General features: G+C 70.0%; 4 protein-coding genes. All 4 read left to right on the top strand.

The genetic code is table 11. The features are described 5' to 3' along the window. On the top strand, positions 1 to 234 hold a 234-nt coding region (locus ABD194_RS21185), incomplete at its 5' end, for a carbohydrate ABC transporter permease (RefSeq protein ID WP_425580040.1). A 100-nt stretch (positions 235 to 334) separates the two neighbouring features. After that, complete coding sequence (locus ABD194_RS21190) at positions 335 to 1,162, top strand: carbohydrate ABC transporter permease (protein ID WP_343995228.1); 828 nt, start codon at positions 335 to 337, stop codon at positions 1,160 to 1,162. Between the two features lie 16 nt (positions 1,163 to 1,178). Further along, positions 1,179 to 2,780, top strand: coding sequence for a glucoamylase family protein (locus tag ABD194_RS21195; RefSeq protein ID WP_343995230.1), 1,602 nt, complete (start codon positions 1,179 to 1,181; stop codon positions 2,778 to 2,780). Positions 2,781 to 2,833: 53 nt separating this feature from the next. Next, positions 2,834 to 4,022: glycoside hydrolase family 3 protein (locus tag ABD194_RS21200; RefSeq protein WP_343995232.1), on the top strand; the 1,189-nt coding region annotated here is incomplete at its 3' end.

The raw sequence follows: 4,022 nt of genomic DNA on the forward strand, positions 1-4,022 counted from the left end.
ACCCTGCTCTTCGTCATGGTGACGACCGCCATTGGCTACCTGCAGTTCTTCGAGGAGCCGTTCGTCATGACCAAGGGCGGTCCGCTGAACAGCACGATCTCGCTTTCCTACTACACGTACCAGCAGTTCGGCTTCGGCAACTACGGCCTCGCCTCGGCGATGAGCTACCTGATCTTCGTCGTCATCGCCGTCGTCACGGCCATCCAGTTCCGGCTGCTGCGAGAGAGGTCCTGACATGTCCGTCGACACCGCGCCTCGCACCCCGGAGACCCAGCCGCAGGGCAGCCCGCGAAACTCTCTGCCCGTGAGGCGGTCTCGCGCTCCCCGGAGCGGCATGGTGGGCTCGAGCCAGGGCAGCCGCTGGTGGCTCTACCTCATCCTCGTCGTCGCCCTGGTCGCCGTCATCGCGCCGTTCGTGTGGATGGTGCTCGGCAGCTTCAAGGGCGAGGGCGAGCTGCGCCAGGTGCCGCCGACGTGGCTGCCCCAGCACGCGTCGCTGGACAACTACACGCAGCTGTTCAGCAAGCTCAACTTCGGGCAGTACTTCAGCAACTCGATCGTCGTGGCCGTCGTCGTCACCGCCGGCAACCTGATCTTCTGCTCGATGCTCGGCTACGCCCTGGCCATGCTCGACTTCAAGGGCAAGCGCGCCATCTTCGTGGCCGTCATGACGACCCTGATGATCCCCGGCGTCGTGACGTTCGTGCCGCTGTTCGTGCTCGTGGCCAACGCCGGCCTCGTCGACACGATCCCGGGCCTGTTCCTGCCCTTCCTCGTCAGTCCCTTCGGCGTGTTCCTCATGCGGCAGTTCATCCTCGGCCTGCCCAGGGACCTGCTCGACGCCGGTCGCGTCGACGGTGCCGGCGAGCTGCGGATCTTCTTCCGGATCATCCTGCCGCTCTGCGGGCCCGCCCTCGCGACGCTCGGCATCCTCACCTTCCTCGGCAGCTGGAACAACTTCCTGTGGCCACTCGTCGTCGCCCAGTCCGAGGACAGGTACACCCTCCCCGTGGCCCTGGCCCTCTACTCGACCGGCCAGAACAGCACGAACTACGGGCTGCTCCTCGCCGGCGCGACCATCGTCATCATCCCGATCCTCGTGGTCTTCCTCGTCTTCCAGAAGCGCTTCATCGAGGGCATCGCCACCACCGGCCTGAAGTAACCGAACGGAGCACCAGATGACCCACCCGAACAGCCTGCACACCCCCAGCCGCAGGTCGCTGCTCGTCGGCGGCGCTGCCTCCATCGCCGCCTTCGCCCTCGCCCCCTCGGCCGCCGCTGTCCCACGCCGGGGACACGGTGCGTATGCCGTCCGCTCCCTCGAGCGCGCGACCGTCCGCACCTGGGCGGCCGACACGTGGCGCAGCCTCGTCGCGATGACCGACCCGACGACGGGGCTGCCCGCCGACAACATCGCCGAGTCGCTCACGGCCGGGGACCGGTCGGGCTACACCTCGCCGACGAACATCGGCGGCTACCTCTGGTCGACGGTCGCCGCCCGCGAGCTCGGCATCATCACCCGCGGCGAGGCCACCGGCCGGATGGTCCGCACCCTCAAGACGGTCCACCGGATGCCGCACCACACCCCGAGCGGCATGTACTACAACTGGTACGACGAGTCGACCGGGGCCGTGCTGACGTCCTGGCCGGGATCCGGCGACCGCGTCCACCCGTTCCTCTCCAGCGTCGACAACGGCTGGCTCGGCGCCGCACTGCTCGTCGTCATGAACTCCGACCCGGCCGCGGGGCAGTGGGCCCGGCGGATCTTCGAACGGATGCGCTGGGACATGTTCTACGACGCCGACACCTCGCACCCCGGCGTGCGCCCCGGCGGCCTCATGCACGGCGGCTTCTACGACGCGCCGCCGCCTCCCGGCTTCTCCGGCTACACGGGCAACCACATCGGCAAGGGCCCGGACGTCTGGTACACCAACCACCACTACGACACGGCCGTGTCCGAGACCCGCATCACGACGTACCTCGGCATCATCACCGGCCAGGTGCCGCCCACCGCGTACTACGCGACGTGGCGCACGTTTCCGGCCGGCTGCGACTGGTCGTGGCCCGAGATGCAGCCGGTGGGCGAGCACCGCACCTACTTCGGGATCGACGTCTACGAGGGCGCCTACAGCTACCGCGGCAAGCACATCGTGCCCGGATGGGGCGGCTCGATGTTCGAGGAACTCATGCCCGACGTGTTCGTCGACGAGGCCACGTGGGCGCCCAGCTCGTGGGGTCGCAACCACCCGCTGCACATCCGGGCGCAGCGCGAGCACGGCCTGCTCGAGGCCGGCTACGGCTACTGGGGCTTCAGCCCGTCGAGCAACCCCGCCGGCGGCTACCGCGAGTACGGCGTCGACGCCCTCGGCCTCAACCCCGACGGCTACTTCTCCGACCAGGAGAAGACGAACTACGACGCCGGCTTCGGCGACTGCCGACCGGCGACCAACCCCGCGCCGACCTACGGCGACGGCGTCGTCACCCCGCACGCGTCGTTCCTCGCGATGATGCACGAGCCCGACGAGGCGTTCACCAACCTCGCGCGCATCCAGACCGAGCTGCACGCATACGGCCGGGGTGGCTTCTTCGACGCGGTCGCCACGAGGTCGGGAACCATCGCCCGCCGCTACCTCTCGCTGGACCAGGCGATGGCCATGGGCGCGGTCGGCAACGTGCTCGGCCACGACGTCATCCGCCGCGCCTTCAGCAGCGACGCCGTCGAGCGGGCCCTGCGCCCGGTCATCGGCATCGAGGAGTTCGGCGCGAGCCCGGTCGCCTGACCCGGCCGCCCGACCCCACCTCCCACCCCCCTCGAGAACGAAAGGCACTGACCGTGCGCCCCGAGCTGAGCACGACCGAGGACGGCGTCGCCTACCGCGACCTCAACGGCAACGGCCGGATGGACCCCTACGAGGACCCTCGGCTGCCCGTCGAGGAGCGGGTCGGCGACCTCCTCGGCCGGCTCTCGCTCGAGGAGAAGGTCGGCCTGATGTTCCAGACCGTCATCGAGGCGGGCACGGACGGCACGGTGCTCGAGCACCCCGGCAACATCAGCAAGTCCCCGACCAGCAGCGTCGTGCTCGAGAAGCACCTGAGCCACTTCAACGTCCACGCCCTCGACGACCCGCGGATGGCGGCCCGGTGGAGCAACGCGCTGCAGGCGCTCGCCGAGCGCACGCCACACGGCATACCCGTCACCGTGTCGACCGACCCGCGGCACGCGTTCATCGAGAACGTCGGGGTGTCCTTCTCCGCCGGCGCCTTCTCGCAGTGGCCGGAGCCGCTCGGACTCGCGGCCCTGCGCGACGCCGACGCGGTGCGGCGCTTCGCCGACATCGCCCGTCAGGAGTACGCCGCCGTCGGGATCCGCGCGGCGCTGCACCCCACGCTCGACCTCGCGACCGAGCCGCGCTGGGCCCGCCAGGCCGGCACCTTCGGCCAGGACCCCGACCTCGTCACCGAGCTCGGCGTCGCGTACCTCAAGGGCTTCCAGGGCGACTCGCTCGGCCCGGGCAGTGTGGCGTGCACGAGCAAGCACTTCCCGGGCGGCGGACCGCAGAAGGACGGCGAGGACGCTCACTTCCCCTACGGCCGCGAGCAGGTCTACCCCGGAGGGCGGTTCGCCGACCACCTCAAGCCGTTCCCGGCGATCATCGAGGCCGGCACGGCCGGGATCATGCCCTACTACGGCATGCCGGTGGCGCTCGAGATCGACGGCGAGCCGATCGAGCCGGTCGGCTTCGGCTACAACAAGCAGGTCGTGACCGGGCTGCTGCGCGAGAAGCTCGGCTACGACGGCGTCGTCGTCACCGACTGGGAGCTCGTCAACGACAACCACGTCGGCGACCAGGTGCTCCCGGCGCGCGCGTGGGGTGTCGAGCACCTCGACCCGCACGGCCGGATGGAGCTGATCCTCGAGGCCGGCGCCGACCAGTTCGGCGGCGAGGAGTGCGTCGACATCCTGCTCGACCTGGTCCGCCAGGGCCGCGTCACCGAGGCCCGCATCGACGAGTCGGCCCGCC

It is taken from the genome of Terrabacter terrae, from assembly GCF_039529575.1.
Lineage (GTDB): Bacteria > Actinomycetota > Actinomycetes > Actinomycetales > Dermatophilaceae > Terrabacter > Terrabacter terrae.